Raw genomic sequence first — 18,973 nt, forward strand, 5'->3', positions numbered from 1 at the left:
TTTGACATTAATAGGGAGTCCATATAAGGCCCTAGTTTATTTAAAAATCACCTCTTTTAACTTTCTGCATAGCTTTAGTTATTATTTTTAACTCAATTACTTACTTTAAAAATACAAAAACCCCGCTTAGTATTAAGCGGGGTTTGTTTTTACTCTTAAGTAAATTAACTATAAGCCTTAATTAAAACTGAAAACGCATGTTAGCAAAGTAAGCATCGTTGCCTGAATCATCAGCATTGTTACCGTAACCAACTTTAATACCTACATTTTCATTAATGAAATGCTGAGCACCAAAGCTGTAAGCATCTTGCTTGTTGTAGTTAGCAAATACAGATGTTGCTTTTGAGAAGTAGTAGTTAGTTTCTGCTACCCATTGGTTTTCTTTATCATCAATGCTCTCGTACTTACCTTCAAACGTTAAGAAGTTACCTTGCTGCAAGTCAATAAAGTATTTAGCTGCTACTGCACGGTAATCAAAGTCGTCATCAGCGGTTACTGTTACACCAATGTAGTCAGTGCTGTTTAACATGTGGTTGTAAGCTAAATCAAATAACGCAAAATCTTCACCGTTTTTGTTTTCAACTAAAGTTACTTTAGCCAGTAAGTTTGGGTTAAAAAAGAAACCACCTGAAAGCGTGTAAAACTCATTGTGCGAACCAGTATCAAGGTTACTGTAAGATGCACCTACCACAAAGTTGTTAATAAAGTATTCGCCACCAACTGAAGTTACGTCACTAGAGTCGTCGTCAGCGTAGCCACCATATACATTACTTTGTTTATTTATGTATTCAAACTGATCGTACGGGCCTAATGTTTTTTTAGGCGATAAATAGTAAATAGAATCCACCGCAACGGTATTGTTATTGCTGCTAGTTTCATGCTTAAAGCCTAGGTTACTAATTGACTGATAGCTATCTGCTGCCATTGCAGTGGTTGCAGCGCTAGATAATAAAATACTTGAGATAATAACTGCTAACTTTTTCATTATGATAAATCCCTATTTATATGACTTTTTTATGTCTTAGCTGGGTAGCTGAGATCGAGGGACATGCTAACGCTGTGAAACTGAATGAAAACTTAACTAAGCACTTGTATTCATTAAGTTAATTGTAATGAAGTGTAGGTATGTGTAAGATTAAAGTAATTGCAACACCATGCTAACAACTACTTTAACTAAACTAAGTATTACAGTGCATATTGGCTAATAATACGATAAACATCATTAATATTATCGCCAGACTTAAAGTCTTTACTAATAGGTGTAGAGTCTGAGCCAACCCATATTTTCAGCTCGGCATCTAGATCAAAATGCCCTGCGCTTTCTTTACTAAACTTTGTTATTTTTGAATAAGCTATACTGATCATCTCCATTTTAGAACCAGTAACACCTTGTTTATCTATCAAGATCAATCGCTTGTTAGTAAAAATAAACATATCGCGTATTACTTTATAAGCCTTTTCAACCTGTTCGCCTTCTATTAAGGTATTTAATAATACTTTTTCTAAGTCGGCATCATCTACTTCGCTAGCGTTACCCATTAACCCACTGAATAATCCCATTATAATTTCTCCTGTTTAAAAATTTGATTCTCTAGGGTGTGTCCGTTCACAAGCTGCCTATATTGCCAGTTATGCTGATGGCAAAAGTTAAGCAATGCAATATCAAGCGGTTCACCTGTAGGCTGGTACTCAATTACAAACTCTTTATGTTGGCTTATATATACACGGCTTATACCTGCTATCGATTGCAACTGTTGCTCTACATTTTGATAATTTTCATTAAGCATTAGGGTATAAAAATGTGTATCTGACTTGTTTTCTTTGGTTTGATGCTCGCTTAAAACGCCTTTATCTAAATGCAATACTTGCGAGCAAAGTCGCTCCAGCTCGGTTAAATCGTGCGAGCTTAAAATAAAAGTAGCCTGCTCACTTAAATCAGAAACCAGCTCGCGTACTTCTCTGGCATGAATAGGATCAAGCCCCGCAGTGGCTTCATCAAGCATCACTATTTGCGGCTCACCAATAAGCGCCTGTGCTATGGTTACACGTTTACGCATACCGTGTGATAAGTCCCCTGCACGCTGCTTTGCAATCTCTTTTAGACCAACCAAGTCAAGTACACGTAGCGCCTCAGTTTGGCTTTGCTTAGCGCCCATACCCTGTAGTTTTGCATAAAAGGCAAGTTGCTTGTCTATATTAAAACGAGGGTCAAGCTGCGCGTCTTGCGGTAATGCACTTACTTTATTAAATAAAGCTGCGCTGCCAGGCTTATGCCCTAATATTTCAAGACTGCCTTTACTGGGCGCTATATAGCCGCATAACAAACTAAATAAGGTGGTTTTACCCGCGCCATTTGGCCCAACAAGCGCCACTGGCGCACCTTTATTTATTTCAAAGTTCACATTATTAAGCGCAAGTTTTGCGCCATACGATTTACTCAAACCGCTGCCTGTAATTAATGCTCTCATAGTGAGCTCCTTGCAAAAACACGCTGAGCAACGCTTAGTAATACCGCTGTTTGGATCAGTGGAATAGCCACCGCGCTTAGTAATGGTAAATTTTGTCCAGCTAATAGCTCTATTTGTACACCCGGAAATAAATAATCAAGCATACCTAATGCGGGGATTTGCCACTGCAAAATACCAACAACAATACCGCCTGCAGTAAAATATAAAATTGCCAACACTATAGATAAACGCGATGAGCGAGCAAAGGTATTTATCAACGTCATAAGAGCTACAAATGGGCACAGAGTAACCACTAATATTAAAAATATAGAAAGTGCGCGGGCAAAGCCACCAGCAAGTAAACTAGGATCTCTAAACCCCAGCACAGCGAGCGTAGCCACCAGGGTAATACCTACCAAGCATGCTAATACCGCTAATTGCCCTAAAAAACGGCCAAAGAGTATTTCAAAACGTGTTGAACGCAGCGATAAAAAGCGAAGTGTGCCACGCTCTCTATCGCCTACCGTTTGGTCGCTGCAAATAAACACACTAAATATCGGAAAGCTATACAAAGCAATCAGCCAATACATAGCAAATTCGGCCTCAGGCCAATCAAGTAATTTACTTAAACCTATGGAGCCAGATATATCACGGGCAATTTGTTCAAAATCGGGCGCACTTACAATGCCTACCGCTTGCCCTATCGGGTAGCGCAGTATTATTAGCCACACCAATGCAAAGGCAGCTAATGCAATGAGCCCACGTTTAGTTAAAAACATACGTACGAGCTCAAAGCCTGCTATTTGCGTTAGTCGCCCTATGTTTATCGGTAATGGTGTTGCCATTGACTATCCTTAATGACTTTTTGTTTTCAGTATATTTATCCACACTAAGTGTAAACACCTTGAATTACCAGAAAAAAAAAGCTCACCAATGGTGAGCTTTGTAACAATACATTTTAATGTAACAGCATAAATTACATTAAAAATTATAAATGCTGCTTATAAACCTCAAGTGCTTGGCTTAAGTCGTTGATTAAATCGTCTACATCTTCAAGGCCTATATGCAAACGAATAACGGGCCCTAAATCCCAACCTGTATCCGAACGCAGCCCTTTCATGGTTAAATTAGCGGTTACTAAGCTTTCGAAGCCGCCCCACGAAAAACCCATTTTAAAATAGTGTAGGCTATCTAAAAACGCATCTATGGCAGCCTGACCCCCTGCTTTCATTACTATTGAGAACAAACCATTACTGCCATCAAAGTCACGTTTAAAAAACTCATGCCCTGGGCAAGTAGCAAATGCTGGGTGGCGAATATGATCAACAAGCTCATGTTGCTCAAGCCATGTAGCCACTTCTATTGCTGCTTTTTCGTGTTGATTTAAACGCACAGCCATACTGCGTAAGCCCCTAAGTGCTAAATATGCATCGTCTGCGCTAGTGCATTGCCCGAGTAAATAGGAGTTTTCGCGCAAAGTTAGCCAATACTTTTTATTAGCAACAGCCACGCCCATCATTACATCAGAATGGCCTACTATATATTTAGTAGCTGCTTGAATACTAATATCAACACCGTGCTCAAGCGGACGATAATGCAAACCGTTGCCATAGGTATTATCAAGCATGGTCATTATGTGGTGCTCGTTTGCTACTTTTACCATAGCCGGTACATCTTGAATTTCCATGGTAATAGAGCCCGGCGATTCCAAAAACAATACCTTGGTGTTTGTTTTAATGTAGTCTTTAATTCCTGCGCCTATAGTAGGTGGGTAATACGTAGTGCTAATACCCAGGCCGGCTAGAATTTTATCGCAAAAATCACGAGTAGGTTCGTATACATTATCAACCATTAAAATATGGTCGCCGGTTTTTAAAAACGACAGCAAAGTTTGGCTAATTGCAGCTGCGCCACACGGATAAAGTACACACCCTTCGCCGCCCTCAAGCTCAGTTATCGCTTCTTGCAGCGCAAAGTGGGTAGTTGTGCCTCTACGGCCATAAAATAAGGTTTTGTCACCACATGTTTTAGCGGCTTTTTTTAATTCTGCTACTGAGTCAAATACTATGGTTGATGCACGTTGCACAACCGGATTAACTACACCGTGGGTATAGGCTTTTTTACGTCCTGATGTAACAAGTTGGGTATTTTTATTGCTTTTGCTCGTCATGCTTAATCCTTATTATTTAGCCAGTACTCAATTAAATAGCGAGAAATAGAATCTGTTCTGGGAAGCTTTAAATGCTCCCCCTCGTCATGCCAATTACCAAACTGGCGTAACTCTTCACGGCTAAACCACTTAGCATCGTCAAGTTCGTTTTTATCAACATTAATATCTTCTGTAACCGCTTCGGCAAAAAAGCCCAGCATTATTGATGAAGGAAACGGCCAAGGTTGTGATGCAACATAACGTACATTATTTACTTCAATACCCGCTTCTTCTTTTACCTCACGAGCAACTGCTTGCTCGAGTGTTTCACCGGGATCAACAAAGCCCGCTAACGACGAATACATACCGCTCGCCCACGCAGCTTGGCGACCTAGTAAACAGCGCTCTACCCCATCGGCAAACACTTTAGTAACCACCATAATTACTGCAGGATCAGTGCGCGGAAAAGTAGGGTGTTTACAGTTTTCGTTTTCGCATACTCGCGAATGCCCGGCTTCTACTAAATGATTTTTACTGCCGCAACGTCCACAAAAACTATGAGTTGCATGCCAATAACATAAGCCGCGTGCAAGTGCCGCTATTGAAGCGTATTTAATGGTTACTTGAGGGCCGTATTGGCGTATGTCAACAAACTGTGCGCCGTCAATTAAAGGATCAAGTATGCTGGTATCTAGCTTAGATACATCAAGAGCAAACACCCCATCTTTTGCATTGTTTAAGCCAACAAAAATAGCATTCGTTAAATCTAAATAGGCAACCTGTTGATACGATAAATAACTAACTTTTGGGGTATCTTTAATAAATAAGGTTTGATTATTTTTAACTAAAACCCACTTACTTTGCGCCGACATATGCGCTTTAAGCCATGCTGGGTCGTTACGAAAATTTGAGCCTCTGTCTAGTGGCATGTTGCTGTAATGAAGCATTTAAATCCTTAGGTACACGTTATGTTTTAAAATTACCATAACCCTTTAGTAAACCCAATTTATTAGCGCGATAAAAAAAGCCTAAAATAGGCTTAATTGCTATATAACACTGCAGTATTAAAAAGTCTCATGTTGCAGGGGCTAATAGCCTATGTGAGTGTTATTTTTTGGCTATTAGTAAACCTTGATTTAAAGCAAAAATGTATTGTCGATTAAATGAAATTGCTCAGCACTTTGTTTTAATGCCTCTGCGGTTAACCTATCAGCGCCATATACATCACACGGAACATTATATTGGCTTTTTAAATGCCCCAACAATAAAGCAAAGTCGCCATCACCAGAGAGTAAAATAACTTTATCAAGGTTTTTACCATGCTCAAGCATATCAATGGTTATACCCACATCCCAGTCGCCTTTGGCACTGCCATCGCGGCGTTGAATAAATGGCTTAAGTTTTACCTCAAAACCAATTGCACGCAAAATATTTTGAAACTGGCTTTGTTTTTCATCCCCTCGGTAAATTGCATAAGCAAACGCACATTCAATATTATATTGCTGCGCCATAACTCGCCAAAATGCGTTGTAATCAAAGTTTTTTCCGTAACTTTCACGGCAAGTGTAATAAATATTTTGTACATCGACAAAAATACCTACACGGGGTTTGGTATTTTGCAGCTCGTGTTGTGAAGTCATTTAATTTCCTAATCAGGATTTATAGTAATGGCGTGGTGCTATTAAAATAAGTGTACCTTGCATTTTTTATTTAAGTAACCTAAATTGGTTACTTAACTCCATGTAACCAATTTAGGTTACATTTTAAAAAGTAACTATTTCGAGGCTCATATGATTGGTGTGATCAGCGGCGACATTATTAAATCGCAAACTATTCCTCAGCAGCAGTACGATGCCATGCTTTATCAGCTAGAGCAAAGCCTAAGAAGTATTACCACACAGCGCACTCATTGGAATATATACCGAGGCGATGCCTTTCAATTACAGTTAAACAACCCAGAGCAATTATTTAAAACCGCTATTTTAGTGTATTTACACTTAAAAGCATCGGGGTATGAACTACGCCAAAGTATGGCTTTAGGGAAAATAGATAATCCGCGCAGCGATATAAAAACCGCAACCGGCTCTGCCTTTACTCTCTCTGGGCAAGGGCTAGATAAAATAGCCAATCAACGCTTTATTATTAATATTGCAGAGCAACAACTCGATGAGAGCTTAAGCCTTAATCTAGCCTTTGTAGATGTGTTACTCACTAAAATTACGCTAAAGCAGGCCAATGCCTTGTATGTGTACTTAACTAAAGCCGACAACAGCCATGCCGCTGTAGCTAAAGAGCTAAAAACAAGCCGGGAGAATGTTACTAAATTGCTTAATTTAGCGCATTACCAACTAATAGAGCGTTTTATTAAATACACTCAGCAATGTATCCAAAAAATAATCGCAGGAAGTAAATAATGGCATTTTCACTCTTACTCGTTGCCCTTATTATTGGCCACCTACTCGCCGATTTTTACTGGCAACCCATGAGCTGGGTAAACGACAGAAACACCCGCCACTTTAAAGCAAAAAAACTTTACTACCATGTATTAGTTCACGGCGTGACTAGCGCACTAATTATTACGCTTTGGGAGTATACCTTTGGCTGGCAACAACTGAGTAGCGTATTTCTTGCCACCAGTATTATCGTGATTAGCCACTACTTTATTGATATTGCAAAATCGTACTCTAATAAAGGCGTAGTGCCTTTTTTATTCGACCAAATTGCACATATCATCATTATTATTGCGATAAGTATTTGGCTAACTGACAATCTGCAGTTTACTAACAGTGTAATGGCGCTATTAACCAACTCAAAAGCGCTGTGGGTTATAGCTGGTTACCTCATTATTTTAAATCCCAGTGCCGTATTTATAAGAATGATGTTAGAGCGTATAACCAACCACTTTTCAAGTGATGGTAGCCTGCCCTTAGCTGGACAAAGTATTGGCATGCTTGAAAGAGTACTGATGCTAACGTTTATCTTATTAGATCAGTTTGCAGGGCTAGGGTTTTTAATTGCCGCTAAATCTGTATTTAGATTTGGCGATTTAAGTGCCAGTAAAGATAAAAAGCTCACCGAATATGTAATGCTAGGCACACTACTTAGCGTAAGTGTTACCTTATTTGTAGGATTAGGAATTAATTACTTAATCAGCTAGCCTGTAATAATAGCAAAGCATACACACTAAAAAATCCCCATTAAAAAACGCGCTACTTGTAAAGCAAGTAAGCGCGTTTTTTGTCTCAGCGTTTAAAAGTATTATTAATCGTTGTTACTTGGACGACGACGGCGCTGAGTATTACCACCAACAGATTCGCGTTTTGCCCATGGGCTTTGCGCTTTATCATCCGTTTTAGCTACTGGCTTTTTAGAACCGCCTCTGCGCGCACCCGTACCGTTTCCGCCATTATTAGGCTTTTTATTATTTGGCTTGCTGCTGTCAGATTTAGGCTTATTAAATGGCTGATTGGTCTTTTTAGCTTTTTTAGGAGCGATTGGACGAGCATCTAAGTCGCGCTCTGGTACTGGGTTAACCGGCTCAAAACCTTCTTCGGTAGCACGAGGAATAAGCTCACCAATAAAGCGCTCAATGCCGTATAAATCCACTGCATCTTCCGTGGTTACAAACGAAATTGCATGGCCCGATGCACCGGCGCGGCCAGTACGGCCAATTCGATGCACATAATCTTCGTATACGTTTGGTAAGTCGTAGTTAACAACGTGTGGAAGCTCCACAATATCTAAACCACGGGCAACAATATCGGTTGCAACTAACACACGTACTTCACCGCTTTTAAAGCCATCAAGGGCTTTAACACGTGCGCCTTGCGATTTATTGCCATGAATAGCCGCGCCAACAATGTCATCGCGCTCTAGTTGTTTAACTAAGCGGTTTGCGCCGTGCTTAGTACGGCTAAATACTAATACTTGCTGCCAATCGTTAGTACGAATTAGGTGGCTTAATAACGCTGTTTTACGTGGTTTATCTACCGCGTAAACACACTGAGTAACGCTTTTAGCTGTGGTGTTTTTTGCAGCAACAGAAATTTCAACCGGATCGTTTATCAACCCTTTTGCCAGTGCACGAATTTCGTCAGAAAACGTTGCCGAAAACATTAAGTTTTGACGTTTTGCAGGCATTTTTGCAATCAGGCGTTTAATATCATGAATAAATCCCATGTCGAGCATGCGATCAGCTTCGTCAAGAACTAATACTTCAACACTATCAAACTTAACCGCATTTTGATTATGTAAATCGATTAGGCGCCCCGGAGTTGCCACTAAAATATCAACCCCTTTGCGCAAACGCTGCATTTGTGGGTTAATTTTAACGCCACCGTAAACTACAAACGAGCTTACATTTGAATGCTTTGCGTACTCTTCAACATTTTCACTAACTTGCAAAGCAAGCTCACGTGTTGGCGTTAAAATAAGTGCACGCACATGGTTACTTTTAGCTTTAGGACCGCTAGACAAACGCTCAATAAGTGGCAGTGTAAAACCCGCTGTTTTACCTGTTCCTGTTTGCGCTGCTGCCATCACATCACGACGCTCAATAATCGCCGGAATTGCTTGAGCCTGAATTGGCGTTGGCGTTTCATAGCCCTTCTCTAAAACCGCATTAACTAAAGACTGTGATAAACCTAAACCTTCAAAACTCATATAAACTCTCTTTTAAATTAGGCTAAACTAGCCAGTTGCGCGCATTATACCTATAACCTGCAATATTGCATAAAAATATTCACATCCAACTTTTAGTACTCATTTTTTGCTACTATTAACTACCGCTAAAAATAAATTAAAGAGTTACTTATGAGCTTAAAAACCCAAGCAAACCAAATAGTTTACATTATGTAGAGGCTAAGCGGGAAGATGAGGCGAAAACATTACTCGCCCTATTTACAAAAGTCACTAATGAGCAAGCCGTTGTATGGGGTAAGGATATTATTGGCTTTGGCCACTACACCTATAAACATAACTCTGGCAGCAGTGAAAAATGGCCACTCACTGGCTTTTCCCCGCGTAAAACCAAGCTGTGTATTTATATAATGCCCGGCTTTGAAGATGAGACGATTAAAACCCTACTTAACCAGTTAGGAAAGCACAGTTTAGGTAAAAGCTGTTTATATATTACAAACCTAGCTAAAGTGGATTTAACGATACTCGCGCAGATTATTACAAGGTCACTCAACATTATGCAGCAGCGCTACCCGCAGTTATAAAACGCAAAAAACGGCTAAAAAGCCGCTTTTTTATATCGCGATATTTACTAGTTACTTAACGCCAAGCTCACGTAAACGCTCTTGCAAGTAACTATCAGCAGTATAGCGCTCTGATAACACCACATCTGGGCGAGGGTGTAAAAATAGTGGTAATGAAATACGCGACTTACTAGACGCTTTACCTGTTGGGTTAATTACCCGATGAATTGTTGAAGGGAAATAACCACCCGACGCTTCTTGTAGCATGTCACCAATATTAATGATCAAGCAACCAAAATCAGAAGGAACATCTAACCAACCGCCTTCGGTATTTTTAACTTGTAAACCCGGTTCATTAGAAGCAGGTAATACAGTTAGCAAGTTAATATCGCCATGCGCAGCTGCACGAATAGCACCAGGCTCTTCATCGCCGGTCATTGGTGGGTAATGTAAAATACGCAGCAATGTTTGCTCAGAATTAGCAATCATATCTTTTAAGTCAATCGAAAATTTAGCACGCACATCTGCTGGTGCTTCTGCTTGTACCCAACTTAAAAGCGTTGCTGCAAACTCATTAGCTAAACGATAGTACTCACGTATGTCTGCTTCTAACTGGGCAGGTACACGGCCTTTAGGATAAACATGGAAATACTCTTTAATGTCTTTAACTTTACAGCCTTTTGCCACTTCAGATACCGAAGGCGGAAAATAGCCATCTTGGGTATCTTTAGAAAATAAAAAGTCCTGCTTTTGATCTGAGTTAAAAAAGTCTTGCCAATTTTTATAAATAGACTCAACTAAAGATTGCGGAATTGGATGGTTTTTTAATACCCCAAAGCCGGTATTTCTTAATGATTCAACAAATTGAGCAGCCGCATTGTCCGCTTTATAATCAACAGTAGGTAATTGCATTGTACATTCCAGTGAATAGGTTGTGAGAGATCATTTACATTATAGAGGTAGATTACTCTATTTAAGCAGCAAAGCCTGTATTATTACCACCGTGAGGATAGACAAACAGCCCTAAAATCATAAGGACATATGTCCGCACCTTGGCTAGGTGAACAATCGAGTTGATCTTAATCAAATTATAAATAAAGATTGAAATAACATCACTTCGCACCTATCTCTGAACTATGATAGTAATGTTTATTATTTTGTACTTAAATTTAAGTATTAAGGCTTCTCATGCGACAAAAAGTATCTTTTAAAAGTGGTGATTTAAAATTGGCAGGACAACTTGAACTGCCCTCTGGTGAAATTAAATTTTACGCCCTATTCGCACACTGTTTTACCTGTGGCAAAGATATAGCGGCGGCAACACGTATCAGCCGTGCACTCACACAACAAGGGATTGCAGTATTACGATTTGATTTTACCGGCTTAGGTAATAGCGATGGCGACTTTGCCAATAGTAATTTCTCATCTAATATTCAAGACTTAGTAGCGGCCGCTAATCACCTGCGTGAACATTTTGGTGCGCCGCAGCTACTTATAGGCCACAGCTTAGGTGGAGCAGCAGTGCTGGCCGCTGCAGAGCACATACCAGAAGTATCGGCAATTACTACCATAGGTGCGCCGTCAGATGCACAACACGTAGCACACAACTTTAAAGCCCACCTAGATGAAATTAACGCAGCTGGCGAAGCTAAAGTAAATTTAGCAGGCCGCGAGTTCACTATTAAAAAACAATTTATAGACGATATAGCTAAGTACGATAAAAGCCACATAAGTAAACTTAAGCGCGCATTATTAGTAATGCACTCCCCTATTGACGCGACTGTAAATATTAGCGAAGCCGAAAAAATTTACGCATCAGCTAAGCATCCTAAAAGCTTTATTAGCCTAGATAACGCCGATCACTTACTTACTAATAAAAACGATGCCGACTACGCAGCAGATATTATTGCCACCTGGGCCAATCGTTATGTAAATTACGATAAAACTAAATATACGGCTAAATTAAATAATGGCAGCGTATTAGTAGAAGAAAAAGACCATGTATTTACTCAGCACGTAAGCACCAAAGAGCATACGTGGCTTGCCGATGAGCCACTAAAAGCAGGTGGCCATAACTTAGGCCCAGATCCGTATGAGCATTTACTCGCGGGGCTTGGCGCGTGTACCTCTATGACACTGCGCATGTATGCGAGCCATAAAAAATTACCGTTGGAGCATGTCAAAGTTGAGCTTGAGCACACTCGCGATTATAAAAAACAAGACGGTGACGCAGAGCAAACCCAAGGTGTTGAAGCTATTACGCGTAAAATCACCTTAACGGGCGATTTAACCCCCGAGCAACGCGCGCGCTTACTCGAAATAGCTAATAAATGCCCAGTGCATAAAACCCTGCACAATAACCCACTGGTGATAAGTGAATTGGTAGAGTAACGTATAATAATTTTAATTCTGTATATAAAATAGCGCAGTTAAAGCTGCGCTATTTTTTCATCTTGTTAAGCTAAATAATTAATTATTTTAAATGTGTGCGATAATAACCGTCATTGTTCCAATATTTTTAGCAAAAGAATCCATCCATGAAATCATATAACACCATTGCAGAACGAATTGAAATTTTACAAAGCCGAATCGAAGCCTATAAAGACGAAATTGAAGTATTAAAAGCTGAACCTAAAAGTGATAACGAACGCATTATTTTTAAGTTTATTGAAACCGGCAGCACGGGTAAAACCAAAGACTATGTACGTGGTTTAGGCATTAAATCGTCTCGCGATAGCTTATATTCATCGGGTGATGTAACTAAGCTAATTAAAGATGGCGCAACCGATATTTCGCCAGCGTTGCTTGAAATAGCCAGAGTGCTTGCAAGTGCACGTAATAAAAATGGCCCTAGCTGTTAAAAAAGCTTAATTAGCCGTGTAATAACGGCTAATCCACCAGTTCCACACCTAATCCGCTGAGTAAATTCAACGCTTCAAAACGCTCAAATTTAGCCTTGTCCACATTATTATTTTTTACATCAATATTAAAGTGTGTCGCGCCCACGAAATTTACTTTATTAAGATTTGTTTGCTGAAACAGACTATCTCTAAAGTTGGTATTACTAAAGTCACTGCCAGCTAAATTAGCGTGTCTAAAATCAACATCTTTGGCAAAGCAATCGGTCATAGTCAATGCTTTTAGGTCTAACTCATAAAATGAGCTATGACTAAGCTGACAACGTTTAAAACTCACTGATGAAGTAAATGCCAATTGCGGCCAATTTACCTGCGCCCACTGAATACTATTGAGTTTACAATCACAAAAGCTAACCTCTTCTAACGCACTATAACCCCAATTCAAATCACTCAAATTACAGTTAATAAATTCGCATTCAATAAAGCGACAATTACTAAACTGGCTTTGACTAAAATCACACTCAATAAACTGGCACTGCTCAAACTCAATACCGCTGAAACACTCTGATTGCGCATTACACTTTGAAAACTGTTGCTGGTAATAATCATTTTCTAAAAATTGATAACTAGCTGACATACATACCTCCACGCTTTCCTTGCTTAAACAAAAAACCCCTAAGCTTACGCCTAAGGGTTTTGAATTAATTAAATACTATTGAGTTATTTACTCTGCTGATTTCTCAGCTTTTTCTACCACACTAATTGCAAGTTCTGCTAACGAATCAGCATTAGGCTTACTTGGCGCATTGGTTAATAAACACGACGCCTGCGTAGTTTTAGGGAACGCAATAACGTCACGAATGTTATCAGTACCACAAAGCAACATAGCTAAACGGTCAAGGCCAAAAGCTAAACCAGCATGTGGTGGCGTACCGTATTTAAGTGCGTCAAGTAAAAAGCCAAACTTGTCTTGTTGCTCTTGCTCATTAATACCTAAAATTCTAAACGCAGCTTCTTGCATATCAGCATTATGAATACGTACCGAACCGCCACCTACTTCGTAGCCGTTTAATACCATATCGTACGCATCTGAAATAGCAGCCGCAGGGTTTGCTTCAAGTTCACTTGCGCTCATGTCTTTTGGCGCAGTAAATGGATGATGTACAGCGTGCAGCGTACCTTCGTCATCTTCTTCAAACATTGGGAAATCTACAACCCAAAGTGGTGCCCAGCTATCAAGGTTAGTGATTTCTAAATCAATACCAATTTTAACGCGCAGTGCGCCCATTGCTTCATTTACTGTGTTGCGCTTATCCGCACCAAATAAAATAATATCGCCCGACTGTGCATTAGTACGCTCAAGTAACTGAGTAATTACATCTGCAGTTAAAAATTTAGCTACTGGTGACTGCACGCCTTCTGCGCCAGCAGTGTGATCGTTTACTTTCATCCACGCCATGCCTTTTGCGCCGTAAATACCAATAAACTTAGTGTAATCGTCAAGTTGTTTACGCGAAAGCTTAGCACCACCTGGTACAGTTAATACCGCAACACGGCCTTTTTCGTCATTTGCAGGGCCTGAGAAAACATTAAACTCTACGTCTTTAACTAAATCGGCAATATCAACAAGCTTCATTGGATTACGTAAATCAGGCTTATCTGAACCGTATAAGCTCATTGCTTCGCTGTAAGGCATAATTGGAAAATCGCCTAAATCTACATTTAGCAATGTTTGCCACATTTCGCGGATCATTTTTTCAGTCATACCACGTACTTGATCAGAGCTCATGAACGAGGTTTCAATATCTATTTGAGTAAACTCAGGTTGGCGATCAGCACGTAAATCTTCATCACGGAAACATTTTACAATTTGGTAGTAACGGTCAAAACCCGACATCATCAACAATTGCTTAAATAACTGCGGCGACTGCGGTAATGCGTAAAAGCTACCTTTATGAACACGGCTCGGCACTAAATAATCGCGCGCGCCTTCTGGCGTTGCTTTAGTAAGTACTGGTGTTTCTATGTCTAAAAAGCCGTTTTCATCTAAAAAACGACGCACAAAGCTGCTTGCTTTAGCGCGTAACTTAATGCGGTCGCTCATTTCTAAGCGACGTAGGTCTAGGTAGCGGTATTTTAAACGACGCTCTTCAGAGTTCACTTGGTTAAAATCAAGTGGTAATGGCTCTGAGCGGTTAATAATATTAAGCTCAGTGCCTAATATTTCGATTTCGCCTGTAGGCATGTCTTTATTTACTTGGCTATCTGGGCGTGCACGTACAATACCTTTTAACTGCACACAAAATTCTTGGCGAAGCGTGTTAGCTGAACTCATTAACTCTTCAATGTCAGAATCGAATACAACTTGTACTAAACCTTCTCTATCGCGTAAATCGACAAAGATAAGTCCACCAAGGTCACGTCGTTTGTTGATCCAGCCACATAGTTCAACTTCTTGATCTATGTGAGTTTTATTTAGCTGTCCGCAGTATATAGAGCGCATAGTTTTCCTGTCAGATAAAAGGCGTGCAACGGTCAAAAAACATTCGTTTTAAGTAGGGTAAATCTTTTTTATAAATACGAATATAAAAATAACACCGCTTGCAATTCAAAATAATCAAATTAAGCCCTGTATTATACGCAAGTGATATGAAGATACTAGGGCGGGTGTCGTTTTTTGCATCGGATTTAAAGCAGCATATTTTATTATTTGATACACTATAGCTACTTTATAATTAGGCGTTAGTTTGTATGCTATATATTGGGTGCCCACAGTGGTCAAGCAATGCGTGGAAAGGCAATTTATTTTCGAGCCAATGTAAAAATACCGATATGCTAAGCCAATACGCGCAACATTTTAACTCTGTAGAGGGAAATACCAGCTTTTACGCCGATCCATCCCCAAGTACTCTTTTACGCTGGGCAAACAGTGTACCCGACGATTTTAAATTTACCTTTAAGTTTCATCGGCGCTTTAGCCATGAGCTAAAGCTGACTAATGTACACAACGAGCTAACCGCTTGGCTTAACTTATTTGCACCAATTTTAGAGAAAACTGGGCAAATTATGCTGCAACTGCCAAGTGCCTTTGGCCCTAATGATTTACCCAAGTTAGCGCAATTTATTAGTCTATTACCCAAAGAGCTAAACTTTGGGGTAGAAGTTCGCCATCCGGCATTTTTTCAAAAGGGTGAAGCCGAAATAGCGCTTAATCAATTATTAATGGCAAATAACATAAACCGTATAGCCATTGATACCCGCGCCCTATTTGCAGTTAAAGCGAATACAGAAGCGCTGATTGATGCACAACAAAAAAAGCCGCATCTGCCCGTGCATGCTATTGCTACAAGTGAGCAACCCATGGCACGTTTTGTTATTGCTAATTTACAAAGTGAATATAAAACCTTTTATAAGCCTTGGCTTAGTAAAGTAAAACAGTGGCTTGATGAAGGAAAAACGCCCTATGTATTTTTTCATACCGCAGACAACCGAGAAGCACCATTATTAGCAAGGCAGTTTTGTAAGGACCTAGGTTATAACCACAAGGTACTAAATCCATTTAGCGGCGAGGCAGAAGCCCACCAGCAAGCACTGTTTTAAATAACCACTTACAACAAATAAAATGTTAGAACTTAGAGAGCAACATGAGTGAATATGCACGTTATTTTACCGGCTACCCTGCAAACATTGTTGAGCAAGTATTAAATCTAATCAGTAATGATAAAGTAAGTAACTACTTACTTAAAAAGTATCCGCAGGCACATAATATTACCAGCGACAAAGCACTTTTTAGCTACGCCACAGAGCTTAAAAAACAGTATTTAAAAAATGCCCCGCCGTTTGGTCGCGCCGCATTTAAAAAGCAAGGCGACATGGTCACTAATGCACTTGGCACGCACACCTATCGTATGCAAGGTAAAACTCGCAAGCACGATTTGGCCATCAACAGTGATTTACTGCGCGCTCCCGAGCCGTTATTAAAAGCCTTAGTGGTACACGAGCTCGCTCATTTTAAAGAAAAAGACCATAACAAAAGTTTTTATAAACTTTGTTGTCACATGGAGCCAAGTTACCACCAGCTAGAGCTTGATTTACGCATTTTTTGCGTGGCTGTAGAGCAAGGCAATAATCCTTACTTAAAATGAGCTAATTAAATTGCCGTAAACGCGCTAGTAAATGCACATTAGCTAAAGCAAAACTGTAAATTTAGTTAAACCTATAAGTTGCCCCGATTCTGTTACTACTTGCACCTGCCATTTACCGACAGAATCAGTTGGGAAATTTACTTTATGGGTCCACGCTCTATAACCTTGCTCTCGCCCACCACTTATATTTAGTGTGATCCGATCTACTTCTTTATTGTTGTATAGCCACACATGAAATATTTTTTCATTTAATCCTCTGGGCGCTTTAACAGCAGTCCACGTATATAACCCCTGATGATGTAGTGAATAAGAGTCTAATTGCTTAATATTACCAATAGGTTGGCGTTGCTCTAAATCAACCTCGTGCGATAAAGTAATATCGGTTAAGCGCAAAGCCGCTGGCGGCACCCAGCTACGTAGTTGCCATAAGCCAGCACTCAATATACACAAAATCACTACCAATAAAGGAAATCGCCACCAGCGGGTATTAGGCATTAAGTTGCCTAAACTGGGGAGGGTAAAAATAACAGCAGTAACCAAAGCAATTGCTAAGCTTTGGCTAGTGGTTACATTAAATAAAATAGGCAAAGTAACCAATATAACGACAAACAATGCAAAGTTATGAAACACCGCAAATAACATGCGATTTTTTGCTAACTTTTTATAATACAAAGGATCAATTACCGATATGACTGCACACATTATCATTAGCGCGGTAAAAATAGCTTGCGGGTGATCCCACTGCGTTACCGCTAAAAAAAATGGCAAAGCAAAAAACAGGCTTTCTTGTTGCACCATTTGTAAAGCAAAGCGCATAAAGTTGGGCGATACCGCGACACCAAATCTTTGCTCTACTTCATCGCGCAACCAGTTATCAATAATTAACCATACCCAGCTCACTAGCAAAAATATGGCAATAAATTGCGAAAACGATTCTTTTCGCTCAACTAACACATAACTTGCCACACCAGAGCAAAATGCTATTACCGCTAATAACCCCGGCCGCTGTTGCATTGCGATTATAAATTTTGTTATTAAACTTTTAAAATAGTCCATCTAATTTTGGGTCCGTACAAGTGTGCATGCTAAAGCGCTTAAAAACATAAGCGCTTTATCTTAAAGTAATTACCTGAACAACACATAAATAGCATAAAACCCCTTAGCTTATTAACAATATAATAATCGGTAGTAATATTAAGTGATGACTATTTTGGTTGTTTTAAATGGGTGCGCGAAATTTCTTCATTTACCCAGTGTAGTAACTGTTTTATTGCCTTAGATAGCACCTGATTTTGCCGCACTATATAACCTAAACTGGTGGTTGGGAATTGCGGTAAAGCCGTTACTGTGGTGGTTAAATTAGCTTTAGAGCGCAGCGAAAACTCAGGAACAATTGCCACGCCAAAACCAGCTTCTGCCCAATCAATTTGTGCATCAACACTGCCCACTTCCATAACCCGATAACTCGGTAAATTTAAAGACGGTAGCGCATTATCTAATAACTCTCGGGTGCGGGTATCGTGGCCTAATAAAATTAATGTTGGCGGCTCAGTGAGTACCATACTTTCATCGTTTTTTGCTTGCTGCCATAACGCTAAATTATTTCCCAGCGCACACCACTTTATCTGTTGGAGTTCACTAAAATGCAGTGGCTCACTTTCTTTTTGAGCAATTACAAAGCCTAAATCGGCTTCTGCACTTTTAACCAGCGCCGATGCCTGTGACGAGGTGGTATTAAGCAAGGTAAAATCAATCCCCGGGAACTGGGTTTTAAACAGCTGAAAAGGCTCTATGAGTAACAAGCGAGAAATAATATCACTGGCTGCAATGGTGAGTGTGCCTTGGCTTAAGTTATTTATTGCATTTAGATCAGACTGACATACCTTCAATTCCCATAAGGTTTTTTGCCCCGACTGTAATAAACGCAAACCCGCTTGGGTTAAACAAAAGGGGTTACGCTCGATTAACTTTACCCGCGTCATTTTTTCTAACTGCTTAATATGCAAGCTCACATTAGGTTGCGTCATGTGCAGTGCACTTGCCGTTTTACCAAAGTGCTTTAGCTCTGCTAATGTAACAAAGGTTTTTAACCAATGAATATCTAACATCTCACTTCCTTAATATTGCACACGCCATATGGAATCCTTATTGATATCATAATTATAATTAATTT

19 protein-coding genes are annotated in these 18,973 nt (G+C 39.8%); 6 read left to right on the forward strand and 13 right to left on the reverse strand.

The features are described from left to right. Window positions 1–181: 181 nt before the first annotated feature. From CIK86_RS07970 to CIK86_RS08000, 7 genes are all read right to left on the reverse strand, one after another. The gene (locus CIK86_RS07970; RefSeq protein WP_086999197.1) at window positions 182–985 is read right to left on the reverse strand and encodes a putative porin; all 804 of its coding nucleotides are present in this window, start codon (window positions 983–985) and stop codon (window positions 182–184) included. Window positions 986–1,185: 200 nt separating this feature from the next. Next, on the reverse strand, window positions 1,186–1,560 hold the full coding sequence (locus CIK86_RS07975; protein ID WP_011328588.1) for a PH domain-containing protein: 375 nt from the start codon (window positions 1,558–1,560) through the stop codon (window positions 1,186–1,188). After that, on the reverse strand, window positions 1,560–2,468 hold the full coding sequence (locus CIK86_RS07980) for an ABC transporter ATP-binding protein (RefSeq protein WP_086999200.1): 909 nt from the start codon (window positions 2,466–2,468) through the stop codon (window positions 1,560–1,562). Before CIK86_RS07980 ends, CIK86_RS07975 begins: the two co-directional genes overlap by 1 nt. Next, window positions 2,465–3,292, reverse strand: coding sequence for an ABC transporter permease subunit (locus tag CIK86_RS07985; RefSeq protein WP_086999203.1), 828 nt, complete (start codon window positions 3,290–3,292; stop codon window positions 2,465–2,467). The genes CIK86_RS07980 and CIK86_RS07985 overlap by 4 nt, the downstream gene beginning before the upstream one ends. Window positions 3,293–3,435: 143 nt before the next feature. Beyond that, window positions 3,436–4,617, reverse strand: coding sequence for a cystathionine beta-lyase (locus CIK86_RS07990; protein ID WP_086999208.1), 1,182 nt, complete (start codon window positions 4,615–4,617; stop codon window positions 3,436–3,438). A 2-nt stretch (window positions 4,618–4,619) separates the two neighbouring features. Then, window positions 4,620–5,543 (reverse strand): NAD(+) diphosphatase, encoded by a 924-nt coding sequence (gene nudC / locus CIK86_RS07995; protein WP_086999213.1) that lies wholly within the window; start codon window positions 5,541–5,543, stop codon window positions 4,620–4,622. Window positions 5,544–5,732: 189 nt separating this feature from the next. After that, on the reverse strand, window positions 5,733–6,236 hold the full coding sequence (locus CIK86_RS08000; protein ID WP_086999215.1) for an NYN domain-containing protein: 504 nt from the start codon (window positions 6,234–6,236) through the stop codon (window positions 5,733–5,735). A gap of 150 nt (window positions 6,237–6,386) precedes the next feature. On the opposite strand from CIK86_RS08000, the gene CIK86_RS08005 reads away from it, so the two are divergent. Together CIK86_RS08005 and CIK86_RS08010 are read left to right on the forward strand one after the other, a co-directional pair. Continuing rightward, window positions 6,387–7,010, forward strand: a complete 624-nt coding sequence (locus CIK86_RS08005) for a hypothetical protein (RefSeq protein ID WP_041454486.1) — start codon at window positions 6,387–6,389, stop codon at window positions 7,008–7,010. Further along, window positions 7,010–7,753, forward strand: a complete 744-nt coding sequence (locus CIK86_RS08010; protein WP_011328595.1) for a DUF3307 domain-containing protein — start codon at window positions 7,010–7,012, stop codon at window positions 7,751–7,753. Before CIK86_RS08005 ends, CIK86_RS08010 begins: the two co-directional genes overlap by 1 nt. Before the next feature lie 104 nt (window positions 7,754–7,857). Here the strand turns inward: CIK86_RS08010 and CIK86_RS08015 are convergent, their stop codons facing one another. Next, on the reverse strand, window positions 7,858–9,258 hold the full coding sequence (locus CIK86_RS08015; RefSeq protein WP_011328596.1) for a DEAD/DEAH box helicase: 1,401 nt from the start codon (window positions 9,256–9,258) through the stop codon (window positions 7,858–7,860). Between the two features lie 611 nt (window positions 9,259–9,869). Then, window positions 9,870–10,709, reverse strand: coding sequence for a 2OG-Fe(II) oxygenase family protein (locus CIK86_RS08025; protein WP_058373708.1), 840 nt, complete (start codon window positions 10,707–10,709; stop codon window positions 9,870–9,872). A 276-nt stretch (window positions 10,710–10,985) separates the two neighbouring features. Between CIK86_RS08025 and CIK86_RS08030 the strand changes: the two genes are divergently transcribed. Both CIK86_RS08030 and CIK86_RS08035 read left to right on the forward strand, forming a co-directional pair. Further along, the gene (locus CIK86_RS08030) at window positions 10,986–12,188 is read left to right on the forward strand and encodes a bifunctional alpha/beta hydrolase/OsmC family protein (protein ID WP_086999221.1); all 1,203 of its coding nucleotides are present in this window, start codon (window positions 10,986–10,988) and stop codon (window positions 12,186–12,188) included. 146 nt (window positions 12,189–12,334) lie between these two features. Beyond that, the gene (locus CIK86_RS08035; protein ID WP_011328600.1) at window positions 12,335–12,658 is read left to right on the forward strand and encodes a hypothetical protein; all 324 of its coding nucleotides are present in this window, start codon (window positions 12,335–12,337) and stop codon (window positions 12,656–12,658) included. Window positions 12,659–12,686: 28 nt separating this feature from the next. Here the strand turns inward: CIK86_RS08035 and CIK86_RS08040 are convergent, their stop codons facing one another. Together CIK86_RS08040 and aspS are read right to left on the reverse strand one after the other, a co-directional pair. Further along, window positions 12,687–13,292: a pentapeptide repeat-containing protein gene (locus CIK86_RS08040; protein ID WP_086999224.1), complete on the reverse strand. Its 606-nt coding sequence runs from the start codon at window positions 13,290–13,292 to the stop codon at window positions 12,687–12,689. An 87-nt stretch (window positions 13,293–13,379) separates the two neighbouring features. Next, window positions 13,380–15,158: an aspartate--tRNA ligase gene (gene aspS / locus CIK86_RS08045; protein ID WP_086999227.1), complete on the reverse strand. Its 1,779-nt coding sequence runs from the start codon at window positions 15,156–15,158 to the stop codon at window positions 13,380–13,382. Window positions 15,159–15,406: 248 nt separating this feature from the next. On the opposite strand from aspS, the gene CIK86_RS08050 reads away from it, so the two are divergent. Further along, the gene (locus CIK86_RS08050; RefSeq protein ID WP_086999231.1) at window positions 15,407–16,255 is read left to right on the forward strand and encodes a DUF72 domain-containing protein; all 849 of its coding nucleotides are present in this window, start codon (window positions 15,407–15,409) and stop codon (window positions 16,253–16,255) included. A gap of 44 nt (window positions 16,256–16,299) precedes the next feature. Then, window positions 16,300–16,800, forward strand: coding sequence for a YgjP-like metallopeptidase domain-containing protein (locus CIK86_RS08055; RefSeq protein WP_011328606.1), 501 nt, complete (start codon window positions 16,300–16,302; stop codon window positions 16,798–16,800). 42 nt (window positions 16,801–16,842) lie between these two features. Here CIK86_RS08055 and CIK86_RS08060 read toward each other — a convergent pair whose 3' ends face one another. Both CIK86_RS08060 and CIK86_RS08065 read right to left on the reverse strand, forming a co-directional pair. Continuing rightward, window positions 16,843–17,856 (reverse strand): DUF5924 family protein, encoded by a 1,014-nt coding sequence (locus tag CIK86_RS08060; RefSeq protein ID WP_086999234.1) that lies wholly within the window; start codon window positions 17,854–17,856, stop codon window positions 16,843–16,845. Between the two features lie 149 nt (window positions 17,857–18,005). Beyond that, a complete protein-coding gene (locus tag CIK86_RS08065; protein WP_011328608.1) occupies window positions 18,006–18,908 on the reverse strand; it encodes a LysR family transcriptional regulator in 903 nt (300 codons plus the stop codon). Between the last annotated feature and the right edge of the window lie 65 nt (window positions 18,909–18,973).

Source organism: Pseudoalteromonas sp. JB197 (assembly GCF_002332205.1).
In the GTDB taxonomy this organism is placed as follows: domain Bacteria; phylum Pseudomonadota; class Gammaproteobacteria; order Enterobacterales; family Alteromonadaceae; genus Pseudoalteromonas; species Pseudoalteromonas nigrifaciens.

Coding starts and splice junctions, on each gene's coding strand:
- CIK86_RS07970 (WP_086999197.1), bottom strand. CDS start 985: ATGAAAAAGTTAGCAGTTATTATCTCAAGTATTTTATTATCTAGCGCT.
- CIK86_RS07975 (WP_011328588.1), bottom strand. CDS start 1,560: ATGGGATTATTCAGTGGGTTAATGGGTAACGCTAGCGAAGTAGATGAT.
- CIK86_RS07980 (WP_086999200.1), bottom strand. CDS start 2,468: ATGAGAGCATTAATTACAGGCAGCGGTTTGAGTAAATCGTATGGCGCA.
- CIK86_RS07985 (WP_086999203.1), bottom strand. CDS start 3,292: ATGGCAACACCATTACCGATAAACATAGGGCGACTAACGCAAATAGCA.
- CIK86_RS07990 (WP_086999208.1), bottom strand. CDS start 4,617: ATGACGAGCAAAAGCAATAAAAATACCCAACTTGTTACATCAGGACGT.
- nudC (WP_086999213.1), bottom strand. CDS start 5,543: ATGCTTCATTACAGCAACATGCCACTAGACAGAGGCTCAAATTTTCGT.
- CIK86_RS08000 (WP_086999215.1), bottom strand. CDS start 6,236: ATGACTTCACAACACGAGCTGCAAAATACCAAACCCCGTGTAGGTATT.
- CIK86_RS08005 (WP_041454486.1), top strand. CDS start 6,387: ATGATTGGTGTGATCAGCGGCGACATTATTAAATCGCAAACTATTCCT.
- CIK86_RS08010 (WP_011328595.1), top strand. CDS start 7,010: ATGGCATTTTCACTCTTACTCGTTGCCCTTATTATTGGCCACCTACTC.
- CIK86_RS08015 (WP_011328596.1), bottom strand. CDS start 9,258: ATGAGTTTTGAAGGTTTAGGTTTATCACAGTCTTTAGTTAATGCGGTT.
- CIK86_RS08025 (WP_058373708.1), bottom strand. CDS start 10,709: ATGCAATTACCTACTGTTGATTATAAAGCGGACAATGCGGCTGCTCAA.
- CIK86_RS08030 (WP_086999221.1), top strand. CDS start 10,986: ATGCGACAAAAAGTATCTTTTAAAAGTGGTGATTTAAAATTGGCAGGA.
- CIK86_RS08035 (WP_011328600.1), top strand. CDS start 12,335: ATGAAATCATATAACACCATTGCAGAACGAATTGAAATTTTACAAAGC.
- CIK86_RS08040 (WP_086999224.1), bottom strand. CDS start 13,292: ATGTCAGCTAGTTATCAATTTTTAGAAAATGATTATTACCAGCAACAG.
- aspS (WP_086999227.1), bottom strand. CDS start 15,158: ATGCGCTCTATATACTGCGGACAGCTAAATAAAACTCACATAGATCAA.
- CIK86_RS08050 (WP_086999231.1), top strand. CDS start 15,407: ATGCTATATATTGGGTGCCCACAGTGGTCAAGCAATGCGTGGAAAGGC.
- CIK86_RS08055 (WP_011328606.1), top strand. CDS start 16,300: ATGAGTGAATATGCACGTTATTTTACCGGCTACCCTGCAAACATTGTT.
- CIK86_RS08060 (WP_086999234.1), bottom strand. CDS start 17,856: ATGGACTATTTTAAAAGTTTAATAACAAAATTTATAATCGCAATGCAA.
- CIK86_RS08065 (WP_011328608.1), bottom strand. CDS start 18,908: ATGTTAGATATTCATTGGTTAAAAACCTTTGTTACATTAGCAGAGCTA.